Origin of the sequence: Phocoenobacter uteri (assembly GCF_900454895.1) — a bacterium.
GTDB lineage: Bacteria > Pseudomonadota > Gammaproteobacteria > Enterobacterales > Pasteurellaceae > Phocoenobacter > Phocoenobacter uteri.
The window spans coordinates 1,093,839-1,115,752 of the sequence record NZ_UGTA01000001.1 but is presented as its reverse complement, the minus strand read 5'-3'; the positions used below and the strand labels follow the sequence as shown (position 1 = coordinate 1,115,752).

Here is a 21,914-nt window from a genome sequence, read left to right as displayed (position 1 = left end):
AATATCCTCCCGTTTTTTATAATTTAGATAGTGGTAGCATAGACGCAAACAGCGTTTACTAATAGCAACCCAACATATCCATAATCAAACTTATTCCGTTCCTTTTCTAATTAAGATAAAATGCCCTTTCTATATTTCTTTTGAGTACCTTTTGTTATGAAAAAACCACAAAATTCAACCAAATCTCGTCAAATGGGCGAGGTGAGGATTATTTCGGGGCTATGGCGAGGCAGAAAATTACCTGTTTTAAATGCCGAAGGATTAAGACCCACCACCGATCGTGTTAAGGAAACCGTCTTTAATTGGTTGATGAATGATGTGGTAAACGCACGTTGTTTAGATTGCTTTGCGGGAAGCGGTTCGCTTGGTTTAGAGGCACTTTCTCGTCAGGCACAAGCGGTCACTTTTTTGGAAAAATTTGCAAAAGCGTCACAACAATTAAAAAGTAATTTAACCTTGCTTAAAACTGATAAAGGCACGGTTATTAACACCGACACTTTGCAATTTCTCGCTCAAAAAAATAACGAATTACCGTATGATCTTATTTTTATCGATCCGCCTTTTAATAAAGGTTTTGTACCACAAGTGTTGGATTTACTGATTAAAAATAACTATATCGCACCGAATGGGCTAATTTATGTCGAAACGGAAAAAAATCATACCGCTTTGGTGTTGCCAAAAACGTGGCAAATTCTCAAAGAGAAAACCTTTGGGCAAGTCACTAGCCGTCTTATTCAAGTTTGCGATTAAGTGTCGCTTTCTTTACAATATACAAAAAATAATCTTCAAAATAAGGATTTATAATGAACAAATTAAGCGTTGTAATTTTAGCTGCGGGTAAAGGAACTCGTATGTATTCTGATTTGCCAAAAGTATTGCACAAAGTAGCAGGCAAACCGATGGTTAAGCACGTGATTGATACCGCAAAATCATTAGAGGCGGACAATATTCATTTAATTTATGGACACGGTGGCGAGTTAATGCAACAAGTGTTAAAAGACGAGCCAGTAAATTGGGTGCTACAAACCGAGCAACTCGGCACAGGACACGCAATGCAACAAGCAGCACCGTTTTTCAATGATGATGAAAATATCGTCATGCTTTACGGCGACGCCCCTTTGATTACCAAAGAAACCTTGCAAAAATTGATTGCTCAAAAGCCACAAAATGGTATCGCATTATTAACCGTTGAACTTGACAACCCAACGGGCTACGGACGCATTTTGCGTGATCAAGGTTCAGTAGTGGGGATTGTTGAGCAAAAAGATGCAACTCCAGAACAGTTAGCAATTAAAGAAGTGAATACAGGCGTAATGGTGGCAAGTGGCAAGAGCTTTAAACAGTGGCTAGGGCGTTTAGATAATAACAATGCTCAACAAGAATATTACATTACTGACGTGATCGCTTTTGCAAATCAAGATGGTTTCAAGGTTCAAGCAGTGCAAGCAGACGAATTTATGGAAGTAGAAGGGGCGAATAATCGCTTACAATTAGCTGCCTTAGAGCGTTTTTATCAACAAAAACAAGCAGAAAAATTAATGCTTGCAGGCGTACGAGTGATCGATCCTGCTCGAATTGATGTGCGTGGCACAGTACAACACGGTAAAGATGTTGAAATTGATGTAAACGTGATTTTTGAAGGCAATGTAGTACTTGGAAATAATGTCAAAGTCGGTGTAGGCTGTGTTCTGACTAACTGTGAAATTGGCGACAACGTAGAAATCAAACCTTACTCAGTGATTGAAAATGCGGTTGTTGGTCAAAAAGCGATTGTTGGTCCTTTCTCTCGTTTACGTCCAGGGGCTGATCTTGCACCTGAAACGCACGTTGGAAACTTTGTTGAAATCAAAAATTCAAAAGTCGGTAAAGGCTCAAAGGTAAATCATTTAAGCTATGTGGGGGACGCTGAAATCGGTGAAACCTGTAATATTGGTGCGGGCGTAATTACTTGTAACTATGACGGTGCAAATAAATTCAAAACCATTATCGGTGATGACGTTTTTGTCGGTTCAGATTGTCAATTAGTCGCCCCTGTTACAGTTGAAAGCGGTGCAACCATTGGTGCGGGTGCAACTATCACTAAAAATGTGGCAGAAAAAGAGCTGGTGATCACACGAGTAGCACAAAGACATATTCAAGGTTGGACTCGTCCGACTAAGAAGAAATAAGATTAATATATAAGGACAGAGCAAATGCTCTGTCTTTTTTTATCACAATTCTCAAATTCGTATTAGTTAAGTAATTATAGCGGTCTTTTTAGGCTGATATTTTGCATAAAATTGGTCGCAAATTTCATCAATTAATGCTTTATTCTGTAAATCATCTAACCATCTTTTTGGAATACCTTCTAATCCATAATAAAGCCCCGCAAGTGAGCCTGTAATTGCTCCGATGGTATCCGTATCTTCCCCTAAATTAACAGCGGTAAGCACTGCGTCTTTATAATTTTTTGTATTATATAAACACCAAAGGCTTGCCTCTAAACTATGAATAACAAAACCTGTGCTTTTTAGTTGATTTTTATTCAAAGATAAACTCGTGAGCGTGCGTTAAAGCAGAAAGATTGTAGATAAACTCCCTTGCAAAAGGTGTTATACGATCATCATTTTCCCAATATTCAAGATAAATAAAATGTAACACAGGCAACATTCTCATTAGTGAACCATTGCCATTACTTGACTCTTCATTCAATCCACATTCTAAGGGAGAAGTTCCCGTAAGATAACGATGTAATGCTTGCCTTGTTGTATCGCCAATATCAAAGGTTTCATTGTGTGGCGTAAACTTTGCACATTGATACCAATTTACAAATTCATCACAAATTTGATGATAAGAAAAATATTTTTGGCTGAATACCGATAAAGTTGCAAGGCTCATACTGGTATCATCGCTCCACGTTCCTTTGGGCTGTAAATGTGAGCCACTTTCTCGCATATCTGTAACGGGATTTAAGCGTAATTCTTCTCGTGTCATAAATTCAACGGGAACGCCTAGAGAGTCTCCAATCGCTAAACCATAAAAACTGGCATAAAACTTATTTTTACTGATTAAATTATTCATTTTTCCCCTTTCCTATAAAAATTCACAACAAATAATAGAAAAGTCATCATAATACTTTTGGTTTAAAAGTCGTTTATGAAATGCATTTAAACGTTGTTGATGATTTGCATATTCTTGCCAAATTTCACTGCATTGTTTAACAGAAAGATTATCCGTTAAGCCATCGGTACACAATAAAAGCGTATCGCCTTTTTGAACAGTTATTTGCTCGTAAAAATAAGCGGTCTGAAAAGGTTGAAAATCTGCAACTAAATAAGAGGCTAAACCACTATAAATAGATGCATACGCATTTTTATTAGCGGTTGGATCATTTGTTAATTCAGATAATAAGGTATGGTCATAGCTAAGTTGTTGCCATTCGCCTAGTGAATTGATCAAATAAATTCGACTATCACCGACATTTAATAATTTAACTTGTTGGGTACTCAAATCAATTTCTACGGCGGCGAGAGTCGTGGTTGTGCCGAAATAACCTTTGGCTAATTGAGTGTTAAATGTTTCTTGTGTTTCACAAAGCCATTGATAATTTAATGTTCCTTTGTCTTGCTGACATTGTTGTAATTGCTCGCACCAAAACTGACTCGCTTTTGCTGAATTTCCACTACTGTATACGCCATTAGCAACACCTAGCATAAAGTGTGAATATTCAGTAAGAAAAGTCGTCGCAACTTTGCGATAGTATTGCAACACCTCTTTGCTATTAAATAGATCATCTTGGTTACGGTTTTTATGACTTCTTCCTTTGGCTTGCTGACAATAAGTAATTTGACAATTTTGCATATTTTCTCCTTTAATTATTTACTTATTTTCACTAACACGTTTTAACCTCGTATAAGCGCCAAATTTAAAAATTATCAAATTAAACGACAAATAGTGTTGCAACTTTTAAACAAGCGGTGATATTTTTTGAAAAATTTTCAAAAATAATATTTTAGTCTAAATCTTGATATTCGATGTCCCAAATCTCATCCCCAAATTTGGTCATCCACCAAGTGAACATTTCACTTTTAAACACGCTTGCTTGAAAGCGGTAGTAGTCATCGTCTTGTTCTAAAATAACTTGATCGTCAGAAAGTGGGGGTTCGGTAAGATGAAAACCTGCCCAGTAAGAAATTGAGAAAGTAATGATAGTTTTTTGTCGTTCCCAAAACCAAAATGTTGCTCTTGAATATAACGGGATAAATTAAAATTCTGTGATTTTTTTAATCATCGTTTTAAATCCCCTTAATACCTAAAATTTTAGTAAAGATCATAGTTGAAATAGTGTAGAATTAACGTTCTAATTTGTTGATTATATGACAAATAATTGATTATTTTATAAGGGAATATAAAAATGAAATTACTTAAAAATTATTTCACAGTGTTTTTTATTTGTGTTTTTATCTCATTCTTAGCGAAACTGATTTTTGCTTTTTATGGCTTTACGGATTTGGAGGCATCTAAAAAATTATATGCCGTCTTTTATGGCTATAAATTTGATTTTGCGATCAGTGCAATGATCGCTTTTTTAACGTTATTTTCTGATTTTAATAAGAAATTATTAGTTGGTTTTTCACTGTTTCTCATTTTATCGCTCTTTTGTTTTTTGATTGGCGATATTATGTATTTTAGTGATGCAAGTCGTCATATTTCTTATGAAATCAAAGAAGCATTAAGGGAATCAAAAGGATTATTTGGCACAGCCTTGCAAGAATATTTGGATTTGATGGTAATTGGTTTGGTTGGCGTGGTTGTTTTAGGATTTGTTGCATTCAAACTGTTTAATTATCATTTAAATGCTGTGACATTTTCTAAATCTTATATTCCTACCAAGTTCTTTTTAATCGCAGTTAGTGTCTTTTTTATAAGGGGGATGTTTCAACATATTCCCTTAGATCCTTGGCACGCTTACCGAGTTGGTGATCCTAAGTTAGCAATGATAAGCTTAAATGGTGCGTATAATGCAGTTTTTCAGAATATAAGAAATCAGGGAGATATTAAAATAAGCCCGAAGTATTCTGTTGATAACGAGTTGCAAAGTGTGAAATCGCTTTATTCTGCCAGTCAAACATTAGCTATTCCGCATTTAGAAAAACCAAATGTTGTATTCTTTTTCTTAGAAAGTTGGGGTGGTGCATTTCTGAAAGATTATGGGGGAGAATATGACACGACACCTAAATTTAGCGAGATTTTGAAAAAATCTATTCGCCCTAAAGCGATGATGGCAAATGGACACAGAACGGTGGAGGGGATTTTTTCAACCTTAACATCATTCCAAAATCCATTAGGAAATAGTGTTGCAAGAACTTCATTACAATCATTTGAATATACGAGTTTTGTTGATTTACTTAAAAAACAGCACTATTCCAGTGCTTTCTTTCAAGGCTCAAATTCGGGTACAGCAGCGGGCAGTTTGGCTCAAAATTTAGGGTTTGAACAGTCGTATGGCAGACACGATATCAAAAATCGACGTTATGAAGAAAATCATTGGGGAGTACATGATCCTGATTTATATAATTTCGTTTTTGAGAAAGTGACAGAAATGCAGAAACCTTTTGTGATCGGTATAAATGGAGCAACAACACATGATGATGTTGTACCAGAAAGTTATCCAAAGGTGCATTTTACAGATGATGAAGTGTTTAATGATCGATTAAATACCTTTCATTTATCTGATGAAGCAACCTATGATTTTATCCAAAAAGTAGAAAAAATTTATCCAAATACTATTTTTGTGATTTTGGCGGATCATACTGCAAGAGTCCCAAATGACACCAATTTTCATAATTATTTGATTCCTTTTGCTATTTATTCGCCGAAATTGGAACCGAAATATATTGATGAATTTATGTCGCAGCGAGATATAGCTCCAACATTAACAGATTTAGTGCTGGGGGATTATCATAAAATTGCCCCCGAGTTTAGTGGTAAGTCATTGTTAAGAGATGATAATTTCTTCGCAGACTATTATCATAATGGTATTTTAGGCGTGGTTAAGAATAAGATTGCGATTGAAATGATCGGTAATCAAATAACTTGTTTTGATGTTTCTGATTTTAATTTGAACAAGGTTGCTTGTCCTGAAAATACAGCAGAAATTACCAATCAAGTGAAATCATTTACCAATATTCAACAAGAATTACTATTTAAAGGGAAGACCAAATCGTTTTCAACATTTAGGTAGCTCGATAAAGAAACAAGGCATAGTAAGTTAACTATGCCTTATTTTTTTGTTTGCTCTTTATTTGATAGGTTAAATCAATTCTCGCAACGCTTTTAATTTTGCTGCTTTATCAACACTTTGTTCGGCAACTTGATTTAATTTAGAAATTAAATCATTGTCTTTTTCTTCTTTTATATAACTTACTGGCTGAATTTGTGAAATTTGTTCGGCATAAGCGGTCAGATTTTCTAACAAATTTACTTTTTCTTCATCATCGTGATACTCATTGAATAATGTACTGATAGAAAGGTTAAATTGTTCTACTTTTTGTGCAATTTGTTGATCACAATATTTCTGCCAGCGGATTTGTTCGCTACGAGTAAGGGTATGAGGGAAGTGTCTAGCTCGATAATTAAATAATAATTTTTCTACACGAGGATCACTAAATTTTAAGCCGTGATTGGCTAATTCTTCAGGCTTTAAGGTGCGTAAAATTGCCATATTATTTTTATCGGCATTAGAAAAGAAGGATTCATACAAGGTCAGTTCCACATTTGTTGCTTCCGCAAAAGTACGCTCTTCACTAAAAATAGCCGTCACTTTTTCTCTTAACGCACTTTTTTGTGGCTTTAATTTTTTCAAATTTTCTAAGCAGTATGTACGATCAATCCCCAAGCGTTCTGCATTTTCAGGTAGTAATGTCTTGGCTGGGGCAATAATTGGGCATTTATTGATATGGACTAATTTTAATGGAACAGAATGTAAGCCTTGTTCTTCCAATAAAGTCTTTTTAGTATAAAGTCGCTCTTGTAAAATTGCTGGATCTTCATTGAGTAAATCATCAATATTACCTGCTAAATCACACACAATCACGGCGTTTTGATTGGTTGGATGCCACGCAATAGGGACAACCCAAGCGGTGTTGCCACGATAATTACCTAACATTCCTGAAACGTGAACGAGCGGTGTCATTTCGCCCGTATCAATCATCTGTTCAATGGCTTTTTTACCTCGATTTTCAAAGAAAAACTGGAATAACTTAGGCTGTTTTTGTTTGATCAATTTTGCCATTTCAATGGTGGCATACACGTCAGCCATAGCATCGTGGGCATTGCTGTGCTCGATGCCATTAGCTTTGGTTAAATTTTCTAATTTAAAACTTGGCTCGCCATTTTCATCGTATGCCCAGTTTATTCCTTCTGGACGTAACGCATAGCAAGCACGTACCACATCTAATAAATCCCAGCGAGAATTACCGTTTTTCCAGCTATATTCATAGGGATCAAAAAAATTACGAAAGAAAGTGTAGCGTGTCATTTCATCATCGTAGCGAATATTGTTATAGCCCATCACACAGGTGTTTGGTTGGCTAAATTCTTTATGAATAAGCTCGCTGAATTGAGGCTCAATCATCCCTTCTTTATTGCAAAGTTGTGGTGTGATACCCGTTACCATTACCGCTTCTGGTGAAGGCAAATAATCGGGTGTTTGTTTGCAATAAAACATAACAGGTTCGCTGATAATATTAAAATCACTGTCGGTTCGAATACCAGCAAATTGAGCAGGGCGGTCGCTAGCTGGGTTAATCCCAAAACTTTCGTAGTCGTAAATAAAAAAAGTTTGTTTAGTCATAGATTATATTGATAAGAAATTTGGGGCGATTGTAGCATAAATTTAAAAATCCAGAGAAATTAAAACGTAAGAGGCATTTTCTTAGCGGTGATTTTTTTGATAAAACTCACAAAGCATTTGCAACGCCTTAGGGCGGGATAACCCTGATTCACTGGCTATTTCATCAAATAGCGTTAGAGTTTCAGTCGGAACAACAAGCCCCAAACGTTTAACAATACCAGCTTCTAATTGTTTTTTATTATGTTCTTTTGCTGTTTTGGCTCTTAGCTTTTTAGAATGTTCGGTAGTTGAATTTGTCATTTTTAACATTTCCTTTATTTTTTAATTTATTCAATATGTTATATTTTTAATGCTTACTTTTGTAAGGTTTTATTTAAAAATTTGCAAAATTTATGAAAAATATAACCGCTTAAAATTATGCCTAAAAAGTAAATAAAATTTTGCCTTTCAGATCTTGTTTTTCAAGTAACCTAAACGCTGTTTGATAATCTGTAATTGGCACTAAATATTCGCTATTTAGCTCAATATTATGCTGTATAAAATGAGTAAGCATTGCGTAAAATTCTATATTTCGTTGGTCTTTCCCGACTTTTTTCTCCCAATCACGCAGGAAAAAATATTGAAAATGGATAGATTTTTTTTTCATTTTGGCATAAAAATCTCGAGAAAATGGCGTTAATGCAAGTGAGCCATAAACAAGAAATTGTCCATCATCTTTTAGTAAATCCGCGAGTTCTTCTGCCGCTTTCCCACCAATCGCATCTAAGATAATATCAGGTTTGGGGATTGATTTGGCTTTCATCTGTTGAGCAATATTTTTGTTGCTATCAATAATATATTGAGTCGTTTTATGGCAATATTCAGGTCGGCTTGTAACAGTAATAAGTTTAAATCCGAGAGCTTGTGCGAATTGGCTGAAAATTTTACCAATCGCAGAACTGCCTGCGTTGATGAGTACCACATTATTTTTATTGATTTGTAATTGCTGAACAATTGCCCAAGCGGTTAGAGCATTGATATACAACTGGCTGGCGTACTGCTCAGGAATAGTGTGCGGAATAACAAAGCAATCGTTAGGTTCAAGATCAACATATTTTTGCCAAGTCCCTGAATGTGCAACAACGACTTTTTCGCCCACTTTAACGGCGTGATTATTGGATTCTACCACATAGCCGACACCTTCAAACCCTGGCACTCTTGGCGGTTTATGGTAATGTTGGTACTGCCCAACGCCTTGAATGGAAAGCAGATCGCTTGGGTTAATATTCGCCATTGCCATTTTTATACGTACTTGATTAGGGGCTAATGCCCCTAACTTTTGTTCGATAAGTTGTAGTGCCGTTAAAGGCGATGAGAATTGAGTTTGTTGCAACAATAAATTCATTGTGAAGGTTTTATTTTGTCAAAATCAAATGTGGATAACCTTTTTTGATAATTTTTACGATATATAAAGTCAATACAACCTTAATTAAATCGCCCGGTATAAAGGCTAAACTGCCCATAAAGGCTTTTTCAAATGGCATTTTTGCAATTACGGATAAACAAGGAATACCAAGTCCATAAACAACAATAATCCCCCCTAAAACAATGGCTAAAAATTCATAAGTGGTACGATTTTTAGTAAATTTTTCAAAAAGTAATCCGATAAGATAAGCACCTAAAATCCAACCTAACAAGAAACCGCCACTTGGTCCGAGTAAAATCCCAAATCCACCGCGTCCGCCCGCAAGAAGTGGTAAACCAATAGCCACAAGCACAATAAAGAGTAACATTGATAATGCTCCTCGTTTTGAGCCGAGAATTGCTCCCGCAAGCATACAACCGATTGATTGGGTTGTGATTGGTACGCTAATAAAAGGCAAAGAAATTGCAGGGAATAAGCCAAGTGCTGCGGTAAGCGCAGTGAAAAGTGAAATATAAACGATATCTTTTGTGGACATAAAATTTCCTTATTTATAGTTAATCATCTGAATCAAAGGCTCGGGATTCAATAGCAGCTGAAATATCATCAGCCATTTTGAGCGTTCGAATTATAACAGGAACGGCAATTGCAACAATACTTTTTTCAAGCCCACGCACTTTTTGAGCCTCTTTCACTTCTTGGGTAATAATGGCTAAAACAGGGATAAAACGTAGCGTCAGTGAAATTGCTAGCCCTACTTTTTTAGGATTGATTTTAAGGTAGCGTAAAAAATATAAATGTTTTTCAATTGAATCTATAATCACGCTTGATTTGGTGGTTAAGGTCAATAAAGAGGCAAAAAGCAATAGTGCCAATAAACGAGTCGTGCTGATTATCGCTAATGTGAGATCAGCAAAAAAGCATTGGAACGCAAATAAAAGCACCAAAAAGGGAAAAATTGGTTTAGTTTGTTGTAATACGGTTGTAATTTTGAAGTTTGCGAGTTTAAATAGTCCCAATACCCCAACTAATGCACCGATAGAAAGCCATAAATTTGGAAAAGTTAAAAGTAGCGTGCTGAGAAACAGCAAGCTAATAAATTTCACTAGGAATGATGTTTTGTGGACAATAGATGTGCCGTAAACATAAAGGGATAAATTCATCGCATAAGATCCCTATATTTTGGGATCGCAATTTGTGGAATATCATCGCACACAATTTTGCCGTCATCAAAAACCAGCACACGATCAAAATGATCGAGCAGATCTAAATCGTGAGAAATCACAATAATATGTTGTTCAAGGGTATTCAGTAACTCCGCAATAATACGTTTATTTTTGAGATCGAGCAAAGTCGTTGGTTCATCAAAAACAATATAATCGGGTTGCATAACCAATACGCCAGAGATGGCGACAAGCTGTTTTTGCCCACCACTTAACAGGTGCGTGGCGTGTTGTTTGAAATCAAGCAGATTGTGGCGAGTCAGCACTTCATCAATGCGTTGTGCGATGATTTCTTTGGATAAACCTAAATTTTTCATTCCAAAAGCAAGATCTTCTTCAACGGTCGGAAAAACGATTTGATTATCCGGATTTTGAAACACAAACCCTACTTTTTTTCGGATTTTTTTGCCCTCTTTTTTCGTGTTTAATCCGTCAATCAAAATCTCGCCTTGCTCAGGAATAAGCAAACCGTTGAGCATTCTCGCAAAGGTGCTTTTGCCTGAACCATTGCCTCCAATAATGGCGACTTTTTTCTCGTTAATGGTTAAATTGATATTTTTCAGCACCTCTCTTGTGCCAAAATGATGTGAAATATTGTTTATTTCAATCATAATTATCTTCCTATGGTTAATTGTTCAATACTTGCGGAGGCTGAAAGTGATAATAAAAAATCAATTGCTTTTGCAATATCATCAGGCTGTATTTTTTGTTCAGGCGTGAGCGTTGAGCTTTGCGACATTGGGCTTTCCACCACATCAGGGCAAATCACACTCACTTTAATGCCATCAGCTTTTAATGTTTTGGCTAATGAAAGGCTGTAACCCACAAGCGCGTGCTTACTCGCACAATAATTAGCGATATTTTTATAGGCTTTCACGCCTGTGATTGAGGCAATATTAAAAATATAGCCACTTTGCTGTTTTTTCATATAAGGAATGCACAAATCACATATTTTTTGACAAGCAATCACGTTCGTGGCAAATAATTGCGATAAATTCGTTGAATTATGATCATCTAAAAAAATTCCAGCACAATTTATTACAACATCAAGGCGATCAAAATTTCGGATCTGTTGATCTAACTGCTCAAAAGTTTCTACATTGCAAAGATCATTTGCGACATAATTACATTCAACGCCATAATTTTTGATAATTTGTTGGCGTAATAGTGCCAATTTTTGTTCGTTGCGAGCCGTTAGAATAAGATTATAGCCTTGTTGGGCAAGGGATTGTACGATTACTTTGCCAATTCCTCCTGTCGCCCCTGTAATTAAGGCTACTTTTGTTGTGTTCATTATGATTTTTTCTCTAAATAATTTTGGGCTAACAAATTCCACTGTGTATCATCTAAATAATCTAGTTGGTTAATCAGATCATTGGCAGAAAGCAGTGTGGAAGCGGTCATATTTTGTAAAGATTTTGCAAATTTTATCGCAAATTCAACCGCTTGTCCTGTTGGGCTGGATTGATAAATCAGGTTTAATTTCAACATTTCGGCAGTTTTGAGTAAACGCCCTGTCAAAATAATTTCTTTTAATAAATACTTTGGTAACAGATTATTTAATTTCTGAATTCCACCACCGAGTGGCAATAAATTGTGTTTGATTTCAGGCAGTCCAAAAGTGGCATTTTCACTGGCAATAATAAAATCACAATGCAACGCTAATTCAAATCCGCCCCCTAATGCAAAGCCTTCAACGGCACTAATCCAGATTTTTTTACGTTGGGTATATTGCAAAGGTTGGTAGCCGTTGAGATTGGACAATAATTTTTTGCCATTATCAAGCTGAGCCTCTTTCAAATCTGCCCCAGCACAAAAAGATTGTCCAGCACCTGTTAAAATCACGCATAAAATTTCAGGATCTTGTTCCGTTTGTTGAATCACTTTTTCAAAGGCTTCCACCATTTGTTGATTGTAGGCATTATGCACTTTGGGTCTGTTCATTGTAACCAGTGCGATTTGTGGTGCTATTTTTTCAAAGTGTAAGCAATTATTCATTTTTACCTTTTTAAATTGATGTTTATAAGATGGCATTATCAAACAAAACAGTTGTGCCAAGCCCACCTGCAATCCCCAGCATTGCTAAGCCATAGCTATGTTTTTGTGAGAGATTTTGAGTCACCATTTGACTAAATAAACGAGTGGTTAAAATTGTCCCTGACGCACCATAAGGGTGTCCGAGAGCCAATGCACCACCGTTTAAATTCACACGTTTTTCATCAATATTTAAGTTATCTAAACAAGCTAAAACTTGTGAAGCAAAGGCTTCGTTAAATTCAATAAAATTGGCAAGGTCAAGGCTAAAATTCGGCTGTCGTTTGAGTAACTTTTGGGTTGAGGCAATTGGACCTAAGCCTAAATAATTTGGATCAACGCCTGCGGTAGCAGAATCTAAAAAGCGTAGCCCTGTTTTAAAACCACATTGTTTGGCAAAAGCTCGGCTCATTATTAACACTACCGCAGCACCATCATTGATCGGACAAGCATTGCCAGCGGTTACTGTTCCATTTTCAAGAAAAGCAGGCGAAAGTGAGGCTAATTTTTCTAATGATGTTGTCGCTCTTGGGCATTCGTCCGTATCAACCATTTTTTGAGTTGTTTGAATTGGCACAATTTCATCTTTAAAACGCCCTTGTTCTATACTTGAAATCGCTCTCTGGTGGCTTTGCAACGCAAATTTATCTTGTCTTTCTCGGCTAATTTGACATTTTTTTGCTACATTTTCTGCTGCAATCCCCATATCAGGATCGCCAAGAAATTCAGGCGAAAATCTCGCTCGTGGCATCATTTTGGGTAACTGGTTTGGCGATGTCGGACGCTGCATTCGCCAAGGGGCGGTGCTGACACTTTCTACGCCCCCCGCAATATAACATTGTCCTGCCCCAGCTTGAATATTGCGACAGGCTTGCACAACGGTTTCCAAGCCTGAACCACATTGCTTATCAAGAGTTGTGCCTGCAATTTCAATCGGTAAGCCTGCACTTAATAACCCTAAACGAGCAATATTGCCACTACAACTTGTCGCATTGCCAATCATCACTTCATCAATACTATTTAGCGGTATATTTTCAGTGATTTTTTGCAATAAAGGTACGAGAAGATCAATCACATCAAGTTGAGAAAATGATGAAAATGCACGCACAATCGGTGTTCTATACGCCTTAACGATAATGGGTTCGTGATCAAGCTGTGGTTGATAATTTAACAAGTTGGGGATTCCTTAAAATGCTTTATTTATTTCATTTATAATACCTTTAATGCGTTATTATAACTTAAAATCAATATAAGTATGGAGTGCCCCAAGAATATGTGTTTAAATCGAATCAATATCAAAAGGGGTACTTTGATAAACATAATAATTAAGCCAATTGCTAAAAAGCAGTGTGGCGTGAGCTCGCCAACGAACCAATGCTTGATTATTTGGATCATTGTCAGGAAAGTATCCCTGTGGAAGTGCAATATCATCGCCTCGTAATTGATCCCTTTTATATTCATCACCAAGTGTATGTTGTTCATATTCACTATGCCCTGACGCGAATATAAAACCACGTGTTTCATCAATACATAAAGAGACGCCGGTTTTGGGTGACTCCGCAATAATAGTGAGATCATCGCATTGTTTAATAGCTTTAGGATCGTTTGTGCTATGACGTGAATGAGGCACATAAAAGCAATCATCAAACCCTTGCACTAAAGGGGTATAATGACTAATTTTTTGTTCAAAAACACCAAATAGTTTTTGAACCAAGCCTTTTTTATCAATACCATAAAAATAATATAAAGCAGCTTGAAACGCCCAACAAATAAAGAATGTTGAGTGAACATTGTGTTCGGTAAAGTCAAAAATTTCAGTTAATTCTTGCCAATAATCCACGTCCTCAAAAGGCAGCGTCTCTACCGGCGCACCAGTGATGATCATTCCGTCATATTTTTTATCCTTAATTTCATCAAAGGTTTTATAAAAATTAGCAAGATGATCTTCAGTGGTATTTTTGCTTGTATAACTTTTCGTACACAACCAATCAATATAAATTTGTAATGGCGTATTTGATAATACCCTAAGCAGTTGAATTTCTGTTTCAATTTTTTTTGGCATTAAATTTAAAATGAGTAATTTAAGGGGACGAATATCTTGCGTTGTGGCACGATTTTCGTCCATAACAAAAACACGTTCTTGCGCTAAAACATCAAAAGCAGGTAAAGTACGTGGAATAATTACAGGCATAATTCCTCCATTGATAGATGAGAAACGCCTAAGAAGGCGTTATCTCTTATTAAATTTGGGAAAGTGTTTGTTCAATATCGCGTAAAATATCATCGATATGTTCAATACCTACGTTATAGCGAATTAAATTTGGTGTAATACCAGCTTTTTCTAATGCTTCATCAGATAATTGACGGTGCGTGGTACTTGCTGGGTGAATGGCAAAAGTACGTAAATCGCCGACATGAGTAACTAACATTGCGAGCTGCATTGTATCAATAAATTTTTTCGCTGCTTCACTCCCCCCTTTAATACCAAAGCTAACAACGCCACTTCCTCCACGAGACAAGTATTTTTTGGCTAAATCATAGGACGGTGAGCTTGCTAAATGTGGATAATTAACCCATTCAACCTTAGGGTGTTTTTCCAAAAATTGTGCGACAGCAAGGGCATTTGAACTATGGCGTTCCATACGAAGATGTAAAGTTTCTGTACCAAGGTTAGTTAAAAAGGCATTAAAAGGCGCTAGTGTTGCACCAATATCACGTAATAATCCTGTGCGTAATTTGACTGCGTAGGCAGCATCACCAAAAGTCTCTGTATAAATTAAGTCGTGATAAGCTTCATTCGGTTCGCTTAATCCCGGAAATTTACCATTATTCCAATTAAAATTACCACAATCAATCACGACGCCCCCAAGGCTTGTGGCATGTCCATCTAAATATTTTGTGGTGGAGTGTACGATAATATTCGCCCCAAAATCTTTTGGATTGCATAAATAAGGGGTTGCGAAGGTGTTATCGACAATAAGTGGAATATCTATTTGTTTTGCCGCACGTGAAACATTCTCAAAATCAAGTACGTCTAGGCACGGATTACCGATGGTTTCCGCAAAAATTAGTTTGGTATTTTCTTGAGAAATACCTACGATTTCAGCAACGCTTGCACTCGGCTCAACAAAAGTAACCTTAATGCCGAGTTGTTTTAATATTCCGCTAAGTAGGGTATAGGTTCCCCCATAAAGATTAGACAGTGCAATAATGTGATCGCCTGCTTGAGCAATATTCGCAATACTATAGAAAACCGCAGCTTGACCTGAGGCGGTGGTTACTGCCGCAATGCCTTTTTCAAGTAAGGCTAATTTTTCCTCTAATACTGAAAGGGTCGGATTGCCAATTCTTGTGTAAATCGGTGTTGCTTGTTCAAGATTAAAGGCTGCCGCTAAGCTATCACTGCTATCATAACGATAGGTGGTAGATTGAATAATAGGGGCAACCATCGGTTCAGTATTGCCTGCTTGATATGTTCCTTTTACACATTGTGTGGCGATGTCAAAATTTGTTGTGTTTGTCATATGATATCCTTTTGTTATAAATAAGTTATTTTATAAATTAGTGTTGTTTGTGTTTTTTGTATAAAAAAGGGGCTTACGCCCCTTAAAATAGTAAAGCGTATTGTTACGCCTTATCGCCTAATTCTTTAATATTATCAGGCAGGCGTTCATTGGTTCCATACATGAAATGGTTCGCCATATTTTCACTGAACCGACTTGCTTCAGTTGTTAAACCAACGGCTTCAGCAACTTGACGAATAAGCATTGGATTTGCACCGCAGCAAACACCCAAATAATTCACGCCTAATTCATAAGCTTCTTTGGCAAATTGACCAATTTCATAACGGTTACAGTAAAGCGGATCTAATGCTGTTGGGAATGTACGACCATGTGGTGATGGGCAAGTACAACCATTACGATCCGATAAGTTAAAGAAAGTTGGCTCTTTTTTAGTGGTGCGATAAGGGATTGGTAACGCCCCCACATGGCATTTCACAGCTTTACGAATTTCTTTAAGATATGGCAACATTGTTTCAGGGCCTCTAAAGCAGTTCAATCCAACTACATCTGCGCCTAATTCTTCTAATTTTTTACAGCAATCAACAATGCTCACGCCTTCTGCCATCTCATTTGCTGCCATTGGAGCAATGGTTAAAACCACAGGCAAGCCACTTGCTTTTGCCACTTCACACGCAGTATAAGCTTCTTCGGCATAGTAGAATGTTTCTCCGATAATTAAATCAGCACCTTCTTCCACAGCCCAACCAACCATTTCTTCAAACATTGCACGTACTTCAGCTTGTTTTAATTTATCAGTTGGGTGCCAAATATTTGTGTTAGAAATATTTCCTGCCATTAAGTTACCCGGTTTTGAATCTGCCACTTTACGTGCAATACGTAACGCCGCACGGTTTAATGGTTCTAATAAATCTTCTTTACCAATAACACGCATTTTTTCACGGTGTCCGTTATAAGTGAAAGCTTCCACAATATCTGAGCCTGCACGTTGAAAATCGCGGTGTAAAACTTCTAAAGCCTTAGGATTTTCTAATGCGACTTCTGGCACAAATTCTCCTGCAGTTAAATAGCCACGACGCTCTAACTCAAATAAAAAACCTTCAGCACAGATCACAGGACCTTTATCAAGGCGTTCTTTTAAGACATTTGACATAATAATTCTCCTGAATATATAAGTTTTAAACAGACATCTGGACATCTAGATGTCTATATTTTTACAATGAGAAAAATATTAAGTCAAGAAAAAATGATAAATTTTTTAATTTATTTTTATGACAGGAAAATTAAGTATTATTTAAACGTAAAAATTAGGTTTGTTATAGAGTGTAGTTATTTGAAATAAAAGGATAATTTTTCAATTTCCGAAGATTTGTCTAAAAATATTTGCGTTAATTTATTCTTGTTTATTTTGCCACTTGAAGTCATAGGAAAGTGGTTTATTTTGTAAAATTCGCGAGGAATTTTATAATTTGGCAAATATTTTTTGCAAAAATCATAAAAAATCTGACCGCTTGTTTGAGAAGATTGAACAATTGCGACTAACTTATATTCAAGGTAATCATCTTCAATAGCGAGAACGCAAAGTTCGGTAATGTCAGGGCAATTTCTCAGGCAATTTTCTACTTCGGACAGATAAATATTGAAGCCCCCCGATAAAATCATATCGCCTTTGCGACCGATAACGTGCAACAAGCCTTTTTCATCTAAATAACCGAGATCACCGACACTGAAAAAAGGTGAATTTTGTTTAAAATCTTGAAGGTTATCACCCCATAAATAATCATCTATCACAAGTTCTGAGCGAACATAAATTGTGCCAATTTTGCCTTGTGGTTTAGGTTTAGCACTTTCATCTAAAATAGCAATTTCTACGTTTGGAAACGCTTTTCCGACCGATAAAATATGCTCTTGAACATTTTGATCATTCAATTCTGAAACACAAATAAAACCCAGTTCGGACGCACCGTAATATTCTTGAATTGTCGCATTAGGAAATCTGTTGCGGATCATTTGATATTTTTTAAGATCCAACTTTGAACCAGCGGTAATCACACTTTGAATAGCGGTCATATTTTTATTAGTTTTTGCTAATTTTTCATTTAAGGAAACTAAAATGGACGGCACGCTAACAAGACGATCTATTTGGTATTTTTCAATTAAATCAATGCATTGCTGACTATCCCAGTGAGATAAACTGAAAAATGTTTTACCTGAAAATAACGTTTCATTTAAGCAATAAAGTGCCAAGCCGTGCGACAGCGGACAAGGGCATAAAATTTTCTGTGTGTCGGAAAGATTAAATACAGCTGAGCTTAATTCAAAACTCTTTCGCCAAGAATGCGTTGAGCGAATAAACGCCTTAGGTAATGAGGTTGTTCCTGAGGTAAAGCCGATAAAAAAAGGATAATTTTGATTAGCTGAATCAATTTTACATTTGTTACGATTAGGGTTGGCGGAGCTTGGGTGCAAAACTTGAATGGCTAACTTTTTAAGAAGTTCATTAACAGCTTGATTATCATTGTGTAAAACGACTAAATCAGGTTTTAATTTTGTAACAATTTGTTCTAATTGAGAAATCGGCAATTTAGGATCAATCACAGCACAACAGTGCGGATACAAAGTTGCAGCCAAATAATATTCTACAAAAGAAACCGAATTATCTAAAATTAAAGCAATCTTTGGGGCTTTTTGATAAGAAACTAATTTTTGTAATTGCGAATAAGCCACACTGACATTTTCGTGTAACTGTTGGTAAGAAAGTGACTGCTCACCAATAAAAATAGCGGTCTGATTTGGTGTCTCTTTTGCATATTTTGTGATTTTATCAAAAAGAAGCATAAGTGCCTTGTGGTTATCTTATTAAATAATAAGAATATTTTCTTATAATCGATCTATTTCTGCAATCTCTTCTGATAAATTTATTCTTAAATAATAGATTGTGTTTTATGACTGTTATTTTATTTTTTTTGAATAAACGGTCATTGTTTTATGTGGTTTTAGTGATTATTTTCAATAGATTATGTGATGAATCTCACAAAACATAAACTAAAAATTCAAATTTATTGATTTAATAGAATGATTATTTCATATTATAGGCACGTTTATAATTTATTTTATTTCATAGGAGTTTAATATGACACAAAAACGTTATCACGCTGATTGGAGTTCTATCAAAACCCACGAGGTGCCAGAATGGTATGAAGATGCGAAGTTTGGTATTTTTATCCATTGGGGAATTTATTCTGTTCCCGCTTTTGCTCCACCAACTTGTCAATTAGGGGAAATTGATGTTGATGAAGAGTGGTTCTGTAATAATCCTTATGCGGAATGGTACTCAAATTCAATTAACGTTAAAAAAGGTCCTACCTATGAACACCACATTAAAACCTACGGCGAAGATTTTACTTACGATCAATTTATTCCACAATGGAAAGCTGAAAAATGGCAACCAGATCAATGGGCAGAATTATTTGCACAAGCAGGGGCAAAATATGTTGTTTTAACCACCAAGCATCACGACGGTTTCTGCTTATATCCAAGTAAATATACTGATTTTAATTGCACCCAAGATGGTCCTAAACGTGATTTAATGGGAGAGCTTACCGAAGAAGTGAGAAATAAAGGCTTACGAATGGGCGCATATTATTCGGGCATTATTGACTGGCAATATGCCTCTGATCCTATCTTTACCGAAAGCCAAAATTTCTCAAATGCTTGCCCAACCTATGAATATGCCGATTTTGCTTATAAACAAGTGATTGAATTGATTGACCGCTATAAGCCTGATGTACTTTGGAATGATATTGGCTGGCCAAAAGCAGGCGAACATATGCTCCCACACTTATTTGCACATTATTACAATACTGTTGCAGAGGGCGTTGTTGATGATCGTTGGAATAAACTTTGGTGTGATTTTACTTCTAAAGAATATAAATATGGTACAGCTTCTCGAGATAAAAAATGGGAAATGTGTCGTGGAATGGGTTTATCTTTTGGGTATAACCAAGTGGAAGATGAGAGCCATTTAATTTCGGTAAAAGATCTCGTTACGCTGTTGGTTGAAACAGTTTCTGATAACGGTAACTTATTACTAAATATTGGACCAAAAGCAGACGGTACAATCCCAGAAGAACAAGCAGAGCGTTTGTTAGCTTTAGGTCAATGGTTAAAAGTAAATGGTGAAGGAATTTATGGTTCAAAATGTAGCCGTCATTTAACCCATACAGAGCAAGATGTGACTTACTACCATACCAAAGTAGGAGAGGATTTATATTTCTTCTTAGATGGTTTGAAAGAAGGTAAAAATGAATTACCACTTGCATTATTTGGTGAAGTGGAAGCGTTAAATCCAGAATTACAATTTAGCGTTGAAACTACACAAAATGGTCGCGTGTTACATATCGATAATTATCAAACAGATTGGTATATCTTAGGTTTTAAAATTAAGGAAGGGGAGAAATAGTTATGACAACTTTATCTGAACGTTTTATTGCTTTTATGAATGACAAAGTCGCTCCAACAGCAAAAAGAATGGAGAACCAACCGCATATCTCAGCGATCCGTGACGGATTTATTGTGGTACTCCCATTCTTAATTGTGGGTAGCTTTATAATGATTTTATTGATCCCACCATTTGATGAAAATACCACAAATAGTTTTGGGCAAGCGTGGTGGTCTTTTGCTCACTGGGCGAGTGATTACGGTTGGCGATTCTTCCAAATGTCTTTTAATGCTATTTCACTTTTTACAGCAGCAAGTATTGCTTATAATTTAGCAAAAGCCTATAAAAGAGAGCCATTACCAGCGGCATTTTTATCAGTAATGGCATTTTTATTGGTCGCAACCCCTGTACAAAATGGGCATATGGATATTAAATTCTTTGGTGGAATTGGGTTATTCTCTGCAATTTTCATTGCTATTTACACGGTTGAATTGACTCGCTTACTAGAATATTTACATATTCGCATTAGATTGCCAAAAGAAGTGCCAACAGCGGTAGCGGAATCATTGAATATCGTGATCCCTATTTTAGCGGTGTTAGTCACACTTTATCCTTTTGCATTATACATTGAAGCATCAACAGGAAGCACTATTCCACAGCTTATTATGGACTTTATGGCGCCATTGATTAAAGTGAGTGACTCATTAGGAGCGATTTGTTTATTCGTATTTGCAACCCATTTACTTTGGTTCTTAGGCATTAACGGTTCACTTGTGTTAATGCAATTATGGACACCGTTCTTATTACAAAATATGGCAGCAAACTTAAGTGCATTACAAGCAGGCGAACCATTACCATACATTGTGACAAATAGCTTCTGGGATTTCTATGTGGTACATGGTGCATCAGGTGGGGTAATCGCACTGGCATTTTTATTAGTATTTAGTAAATCAGCACATTTACGTTCTATTGGTAAAATTGGTTTAGTTCCATCATTCTTCTCAATCGGTGAGCCAATTGTTTATGGCGTTCCAATGGTCGTAAACCCAATGTTCTTTATTCCATTGATTTTTGCACCAATGGCAAATGCGATTATTGCTTATCTAATTTTAGATTTTGATCTTATTCATCGTGTTTACCTAATGGCACCTTGGACAACCCCTGCACCAATAGGGGCATACTTAGTATCAGGTGGAGATATTTGGGCACCAGTATTAAGTGTGGCATTGATTGTATTAGATGTCATTATCTACTATCCATTCTTTAAAGTGTATGAAAGAACTTGTATTGAAAGAGAGAAAAATATTGATGCAGATTTCTTAGTAAAAGAAAAAGAAATTGTGGAAAAAGCGAAAGCAACAATACAATAATGTTAAATTACAAGCGGTTATATTTTAGTAAAAATTTGCAAAATTGATTTAAAATTTGACCGCTTAAAGAGAGAAATTAATGAAAGGCT

Annotated in this window: 21 protein-coding genes; 5 read left to right on the top strand and 16 right to left on the bottom strand. The window is 36.2% G+C overall.

Translation table 11 applies throughout. The annotated features are described in order from the left end of the window. Positions 1 to 156: 156 nt before the first annotated feature. A complete protein-coding gene (gene rsmD, locus DYE60_RS04990; RefSeq protein ID WP_115315534.1) occupies positions 157 to 750 on the top strand; it encodes a 16S rRNA (guanine(966)-N(2))-methyltransferase RsmD in 594 nt (197 codons plus the stop codon). Positions 751 to 803: 53 nt separating this feature from the next. Next, complete coding sequence (gene glmU, locus DYE60_RS04985; RefSeq protein WP_115315533.1) at positions 804 to 2,168, top strand: bifunctional UDP-N-acetylglucosamine diphosphorylase/glucosamine-1-phosphate N-acetyltransferase GlmU; 1,365 nt, start codon at positions 804 to 806, stop codon at positions 2,166 to 2,168. 66 nt (positions 2,169 to 2,234) lie between these two features. Here glmU and DYE60_RS04980 read toward each other — a convergent pair whose 3' ends face one another. The 3 genes from DYE60_RS04980 to DYE60_RS04970 are packed head-to-tail and all read right to left on the bottom strand — an operon-like array spanning position 2,235 to position 3,840. Then, complete coding sequence (locus DYE60_RS04980; RefSeq protein WP_115315532.1) at positions 2,235 to 2,528, bottom strand: ADP-ribosylglycohydrolase family protein; 294 nt, start codon at positions 2,526 to 2,528, stop codon at positions 2,235 to 2,237. Next, entirely contained in the window at positions 2,521 to 3,060 is a 540-nt protein-coding gene (locus DYE60_RS04975) for an ADP-ribosylglycohydrolase family protein (RefSeq protein WP_115315531.1), read from the bottom strand. Before DYE60_RS04975 ends, DYE60_RS04980 begins: the two co-directional genes overlap by 8 nt. Positions 3,061 to 3,072: 12 nt before the next feature. Then, the gene (locus tag DYE60_RS04970) at positions 3,073 to 3,840 is read right to left on the bottom strand and encodes a PP2C family protein-serine/threonine phosphatase (protein ID WP_115315530.1); all 768 of its coding nucleotides are present in this window, start codon (positions 3,838 to 3,840) and stop codon (positions 3,073 to 3,075) included. 553 nt (positions 3,841 to 4,393) lie between these two features. Here DYE60_RS04970 and DYE60_RS04965 point away from each other — a divergent pair. After that, entirely contained in the window at positions 4,394 to 6,223 is a 1,830-nt protein-coding gene (locus DYE60_RS04965) for an LTA synthase family protein (RefSeq protein WP_115315529.1), read from the top strand. 69 nt (positions 6,224 to 6,292) lie between these two features. On the opposite strand, the gene sbcB is transcribed toward DYE60_RS04965, so the two are convergent. The 13 genes from sbcB to DYE60_RS04900 form a co-directional block, all read right to left on the bottom strand. Beyond that, a complete protein-coding gene (gene sbcB / locus DYE60_RS04960; protein WP_115315528.1) occupies positions 6,293 to 7,834 on the bottom strand; it encodes an exodeoxyribonuclease I in 1,542 nt (513 codons plus the stop codon). Between the two features lie 81 nt (positions 7,835 to 7,915). After that, entirely contained in the window at positions 7,916 to 8,134 is a 219-nt protein-coding gene (locus DYE60_RS04955; protein ID WP_115315527.1) for a hypothetical protein, read from the bottom strand. 121 nt (positions 8,135 to 8,255) lie between these two features. Continuing rightward, complete coding sequence (locus DYE60_RS04950; protein ID WP_115315526.1) at positions 8,256 to 9,218, bottom strand: zinc-dependent alcohol dehydrogenase family protein; 963 nt, start codon at positions 9,216 to 9,218, stop codon at positions 8,256 to 8,258. Between the two features lie 10 nt (positions 9,219 to 9,228). Further along, positions 9,229 to 9,774, bottom strand: a complete 546-nt coding sequence (locus DYE60_RS04945) for a biotin transporter BioY (protein WP_115315525.1) — start codon at positions 9,772 to 9,774, stop codon at positions 9,229 to 9,231. A gap of 19 nt (positions 9,775 to 9,793) precedes the next feature. Beyond that, entirely contained in the window at positions 9,794 to 10,399 is a 606-nt protein-coding gene (locus tag DYE60_RS04940) for an energy-coupling factor transporter transmembrane component T family protein (RefSeq protein WP_115315524.1), read from the bottom strand. Next, entirely contained in the window at positions 10,396 to 11,070 is a 675-nt protein-coding gene (locus DYE60_RS04935) for an energy-coupling factor ABC transporter ATP-binding protein (protein ID WP_115315523.1), read from the bottom strand. The genes DYE60_RS04940 and DYE60_RS04935 overlap by 4 nt, the downstream gene beginning before the upstream one ends. A 2-nt stretch (positions 11,071 to 11,072) precedes the next feature. Next, the gene (locus DYE60_RS04930; RefSeq protein ID WP_115315522.1) at positions 11,073 to 11,753 is read right to left on the bottom strand and encodes an SDR family oxidoreductase; all 681 of its coding nucleotides are present in this window, start codon (positions 11,751 to 11,753) and stop codon (positions 11,073 to 11,075) included. Next, complete coding sequence (locus DYE60_RS04925) at positions 11,753 to 12,457, bottom strand: enoyl-CoA hydratase/isomerase family protein (RefSeq protein WP_172460366.1); 705 nt, start codon at positions 12,455 to 12,457, stop codon at positions 11,753 to 11,755. Before DYE60_RS04925 ends, DYE60_RS04930 begins: the two co-directional genes overlap by 1 nt. 22 nt (positions 12,458 to 12,479) lie before the next feature. Further along, the gene (locus tag DYE60_RS04920; protein ID WP_218563615.1) at positions 12,480 to 13,667 is read right to left on the bottom strand and encodes a thiolase family protein; all 1,188 of its coding nucleotides are present in this window, start codon (positions 13,665 to 13,667) and stop codon (positions 12,480 to 12,482) included. Positions 13,668 to 13,772: 105 nt separating this feature from the next. Continuing rightward, positions 13,773 to 14,684: a homoserine O-succinyltransferase gene (locus tag DYE60_RS04915; RefSeq protein WP_115315520.1), complete on the bottom strand. Its 912-nt coding sequence runs from the start codon at positions 14,682 to 14,684 to the stop codon at positions 13,773 to 13,775. A 49-nt stretch (positions 14,685 to 14,733) separates the two neighbouring features. Continuing rightward, complete coding sequence (locus DYE60_RS04910; protein ID WP_115315519.1) at positions 14,734 to 16,017, bottom strand: O-acetylhomoserine aminocarboxypropyltransferase/cysteine synthase family protein; 1,284 nt, start codon at positions 16,015 to 16,017, stop codon at positions 14,734 to 14,736. 103 nt (positions 16,018 to 16,120) lie between these two features. Then, complete coding sequence (locus tag DYE60_RS04905; protein ID WP_172460365.1) at positions 16,121 to 17,167, bottom strand: homocysteine S-methyltransferase family protein; 1,047 nt, start codon at positions 17,165 to 17,167, stop codon at positions 16,121 to 16,123. A gap of 176 nt (positions 17,168 to 17,343) precedes the next feature. Next, positions 17,344 to 18,852, bottom strand: coding sequence for an AMP-binding protein (locus tag DYE60_RS04900; RefSeq protein ID WP_115315518.1), 1,509 nt, complete (start codon positions 18,850 to 18,852; stop codon positions 17,344 to 17,346). Between the two features lie 295 nt (positions 18,853 to 19,147). Here DYE60_RS04900 and DYE60_RS04895 point away from each other — a divergent pair, with 295 nt between their 5' ends. Next, positions 19,148 to 20,476 (top strand): alpha-L-fucosidase, encoded by a 1,329-nt coding sequence (locus DYE60_RS04895; protein WP_115315517.1) that lies wholly within the window; start codon positions 19,148 to 19,150, stop codon positions 20,474 to 20,476. 2 nt (positions 20,477 to 20,478) lie between these two features. Continuing rightward, the gene (locus tag DYE60_RS04890) at positions 20,479 to 21,825 is read left to right on the top strand and encodes a PTS sugar transporter subunit IIC (RefSeq protein ID WP_115315516.1); all 1,347 of its coding nucleotides are present in this window, start codon (positions 20,479 to 20,481) and stop codon (positions 21,823 to 21,825) included. Positions 21,826 to 21,914: the final 89 nt, after the last annotated feature.

Bases quoted from the DNA above. Each gene is read 5' to 3' on its own strand.
- DYE60_RS04930 (WP_115315522.1), bottom strand. From the start codon at position 11,753: ATGAACACAACAAAAGTAGCCTTAATTACAGGGGCGACAGGAGGAATT.
- DYE60_RS04975 (WP_115315531.1), bottom strand. From the start codon at position 3,060: ATGAATAATTTAATCAGTAAAAATAAGTTTTATGCCAGTTTTTATGGT.
- DYE60_RS04940 (WP_115315524.1), bottom strand. From the start codon at position 10,399: ATGAATTTATCCCTTTATGTTTACGGCACATCTATTGTCCACAAAACA.
- DYE60_RS04905 (WP_172460365.1), bottom strand. From the start codon at position 17,167: ATGTCAAATGTCTTAAAAGAACGCCTTGATAAAGGTCCTGTGATCTGT.
- DYE60_RS04900 (WP_115315518.1), bottom strand. From the start codon at position 18,852: ATGCTTCTTTTTGATAAAATCACAAAATATGCAAAAGAGACACCAAAT.
- DYE60_RS04970 (WP_115315530.1), bottom strand. From the start codon at position 3,840: ATGCAAAATTGTCAAATTACTTATTGTCAGCAAGCCAAAGGAAGAAGT.
- DYE60_RS04890 (WP_115315516.1), top strand. From the start codon at position 20,479: ATGACAACTTTATCTGAACGTTTTATTGCTTTTATGAATGACAAAGTC.
- DYE60_RS04965 (WP_115315529.1), top strand. From the start codon at position 4,394: ATGAAATTACTTAAAAATTATTTCACAGTGTTTTTTATTTGTGTTTTT.
- rsmD (WP_115315534.1), top strand. From the start codon at position 157: ATGAAAAAACCACAAAATTCAACCAAATCTCGTCAAATGGGCGAGGTG.
- DYE60_RS04935 (WP_115315523.1), bottom strand. From the start codon at position 11,070: ATGATTGAAATAAACAATATTTCACATCATTTTGGCACAAGAGAGGTG.
- sbcB (WP_115315528.1), bottom strand. From the start codon at position 7,834: ATGACTAAACAAACTTTTTTTATTTACGACTACGAAAGTTTTGGGATT.
- DYE60_RS04915 (WP_115315520.1), bottom strand. From the start codon at position 14,684: ATGCCTGTAATTATTCCACGTACTTTACCTGCTTTTGATGTTTTAGCG.
- DYE60_RS04925 (WP_172460366.1), bottom strand. From the start codon at position 12,457: ATGAATAATTGCTTACACTTTGAAAAAATAGCACCACAAATCGCACTG.
- DYE60_RS04895 (WP_115315517.1), top strand. From the start codon at position 19,148: ATGACACAAAAACGTTATCACGCTGATTGGAGTTCTATCAAAACCCAC.
- DYE60_RS04950 (WP_115315526.1), bottom strand. From the start codon at position 9,218: ATGAATTTATTGTTGCAACAAACTCAATTCTCATCGCCTTTAACGGCA.
- DYE60_RS04945 (WP_115315525.1), bottom strand. From the start codon at position 9,774: ATGTCCACAAAAGATATCGTTTATATTTCACTTTTCACTGCGCTTACC.
- glmU (WP_115315533.1), top strand. From the start codon at position 804: ATGAACAAATTAAGCGTTGTAATTTTAGCTGCGGGTAAAGGAACTCGT.
- DYE60_RS04955 (WP_115315527.1), bottom strand. From the start codon at position 8,134: ATGACAAATTCAACTACCGAACATTCTAAAAAGCTAAGAGCCAAAACA.
- DYE60_RS04910 (WP_115315519.1), bottom strand. From the start codon at position 16,017: ATGACAAACACAACAAATTTTGACATCGCCACACAATGTGTAAAAGGA.